5 protein-coding genes are annotated in these 2338 nt (G+C 45.6%); all 5 read left to right on the top strand.

Annotated features, from left to right (window positions below):
* The first annotated feature begins 200 nt into the window (after positions 1-200).
* The gene (locus tag B147_RS0103030) at positions 201-1154 is read left to right on the top strand and encodes a DUF932 domain-containing protein (RefSeq protein ID WP_020585776.1); all 954 of its coding nucleotides are present in this window, start codon (positions 201-203) and stop codon (positions 1152-1154) included.
* 40 nt (positions 1155-1194) lie between these two features.
* Positions 1195-1371: a hypothetical protein gene (locus tag B147_RS32090; protein ID WP_020585775.1), complete on the top strand. Its 177-nt coding sequence runs from the start codon at positions 1195-1197 to the stop codon at positions 1369-1371.
* 2 nt (positions 1372-1373) lie between these two features.
* Positions 1374-1757: a hypothetical protein gene (locus B147_RS0103020; RefSeq protein ID WP_020585774.1), complete on the top strand. Its 384-nt coding sequence runs from the start codon at positions 1374-1376 to the stop codon at positions 1755-1757.
* 137 nt (positions 1758-1894) lie between these two features.
* Positions 1895-2131, top strand: a complete 237-nt coding sequence (locus B147_RS0103015) for a MerR family transcriptional regulator (RefSeq protein WP_020585773.1) — start codon at positions 1895-1897, stop codon at positions 2129-2131.
* 2 nt (positions 2132-2133) lie between these two features.
* On the top strand, positions 2134-2334 hold the full coding sequence (locus tag B147_RS0103010) for a hypothetical protein (protein WP_020585772.1): 201 nt from the start codon (positions 2134-2136) through the stop codon (positions 2332-2334).
* Positions 2335-2338 lie beyond the last annotated feature (4 nt).

Below are 2338 nucleotides of genomic sequence, written 5' to 3'. Positions count from 1 at the left end.
CACCGAATCCTTGAGAAAAATCATCAAGTCACTTGAAGGCCAGAAGTTCCGCCTGGATTGCGGGCACCATGTGACCGTGTGTCACAGCCTCGGAAACGATATCACGATCAGAAACGGCAAAGAGCCCGTCATCATCTGTTCCCAATGCGGGTATTAATNCGCNCACCCCAAAAAAACTTAATCAACAAAGGAGATTTATCATGACAAAGACCACAACTCTCGAAAACGTAATCAACGCAGTTCGCCAGGATTCCATCAATCATTTTGATGAAGTCATGCCCGTTCATGAAATGGAATTTGACAGCCTCAAACAGATGTCGATTTCAGGCAAGCAGGTGGATGTGGCTCCCACGGCCCAGCGCCTTCTTTCCAACCGCCTGCGGGTGCCTTATTCGTATCTGTCCCGCTGTCCGACAGATTTGCAGGCCAGTAATCTTAATTTCTGGATTGAGCAGGAACGCCAGCGCCGGGACACATTCTTTTGCCGGTTTGACGGCTCAACCCTGCGTGCAGTATTTACCGAGCGGTATAAGCCCCTCGACAACATGGAGATTCTATCACAACTCATTGAACAGGGCTTTAATCACAATCTGAAAGTTCAGTATTCCCTTGATCACGGCATGTTCCTGCTGAAGATACCAGAGTTTGAAAAGGCATTTGGTGTTAATTCCGGCAATGGGTTCTTTGATGAAGTTGTACCCGGCATTGCCTTTAGCAACAGCGAAGTCGGTTTAATTGCCTTCAGCATCGAATCCTTTTTTTATCGGTTGGTTTGCACCAATGGGTTGATTTCTGTTGCCAAAGCAAAGACCGCCAGGTTCAAGCATATCAGCAGCCGGGGGCTGGACAACTTCCCCGAGGCCTTGTCCGCAGTGATCGAAGGTTCCTCCCGCAATCAGGAAGATTTCAAGCTGTCCTGTCAATCGCACGTTGATGACCCCTTTAATTCAATTGATGTTTTCAGCAGGCGTTTCGGGCTCTCACAAAACGAAGCGGATATTGTCAAGCAATCATTTGAGCAGGAGCCGGGGAATACTCTTTTCCACATTATCAATGCCTTCACAGCGTCAGCCAAGGTCGAAGGCCTGGCAACAGCCGACGTATATAAATTTGAGAAAGCCGGTGGGCAGATCCTCTCCCTGGTCAAATCATAGAATCAATTATCTGACGAGAATAATAATGGAGGATAACAAAATGAAATTTCGTACAGTGTGTGCCTGGTGCAACCGCCTGATTTCTGAAAAAGAGTGCCCCGAAACCAAGAACAGCCTGACCCTTTCTCAAAATGGAGTCATGATCAGCCACGGGATTTGTGAACGGTGCAGGAAAAATCTTGAAACCATCTATGGATTGAATAAAAGGTGCAAATAAAAATGGTTAAAACATACACCTGCCACTCCTGTGGCAAAACTTACGCCAAAAATCTTGACCCTGATGTTTATCTGAAAGGAAATTGCTTCGACTGTTCCTTCTGGCTCCTCAAAACAGAATATCATGAAGACCTGGCCGAGAGGAGAGTCGTCGTAGACGGCAATCATTATATGATATCAGAAGTAAAGAACACTTACCCCCAGGGCTTCGGCGGTAGGCAGTTTATCATCCAGTTTTTCGATGGTCGTATAATAAAAACAAATAATCTTTGGAGCCAGGGCACGATCCCGGACCGTTTCCGCGAGATGCTCCCTGACAACGCGGTGTTCCTTGATCCTGATCCTAAGATGCGTTTCGACGTCGAAACAGACGAAAAAGAAAAATAATCCGACAATCCTTCAAACCCTTTCTATTATTTAAGCTTTCTCTATCCCGCAGTTCATAAATCCATCCAGGTATTAATGTAACCTCTCTTATAGGCAGAGGGACATTTTTCCCAATTTTTAATCACCAGGAGGATTTTATGAAAAAATCGTTGAGTATCAGTGATGCAAGCCGTGAGACCGGCCTTTCACAGAAACAATTGAGATCCTATGAGGCACGGGGCTACATATCAGAACCGTTCAAGGTTCGGTGCGGAGAAATTGCCTACCGAAGATATACCGCCCAACACATAGCCGAAATCAAGGCCTTCAAGCATTTCGTGGATGAGGGGTTCACTCTTCAGGCTGCATCAAAAAAAATAAAGGAGAAAGTTTAATTATGGCACGTTTAGACGACACCCAGTGCCCATTTTTTAAGGAAGACTGTCTGAAGGCAAAATGCAGCCTTTATGACCATCGCCTTGATAATTGCGCACTTAACTTGATTTTCATCAATTTGTACAAGCTGGAAAGAACCATCGCCAGCCTACCGCAAAAGGATGAAGACCGACCGGGAAAGTTCCCGTTTACAACGAATTAAAAAA

This window comes from Desulfobacter curvatus DSM 3379, assembly GCF_000373985.1.
Classification (GTDB): domain Bacteria; phylum Desulfobacterota; class Desulfobacteria; order Desulfobacterales; family Desulfobacteraceae; genus Desulfobacter; species Desulfobacter curvatus.
This window is presented reverse-complemented; position numbering and strand designations above follow the sequence as displayed.

Bases quoted from the DNA above. Each gene is read 5' to 3' on its own strand.
- B147_RS0103030 (WP_020585776.1), top strand. From the start codon at position 201: ATGACAAAGACCACAACTCTCGAAAACGTAATCAACGCAGTTCGCCAG.
- B147_RS32090 (WP_020585775.1), top strand. From the start codon at position 1,195: ATGAAATTTCGTACAGTGTGTGCCTGGTGCAACCGCCTGATTTCTGAA.
- B147_RS0103020 (WP_020585774.1), top strand. From the start codon at position 1,374: ATGGTTAAAACATACACCTGCCACTCCTGTGGCAAAACTTACGCCAAA.
- B147_RS0103015 (WP_020585773.1), top strand. From the start codon at position 1,895: ATGAAAAAATCGTTGAGTATCAGTGATGCAAGCCGTGAGACCGGCCTT.
- B147_RS0103010 (WP_020585772.1), top strand. From the start codon at position 2,134: ATGGCACGTTTAGACGACACCCAGTGCCCATTTTTTAAGGAAGACTGT.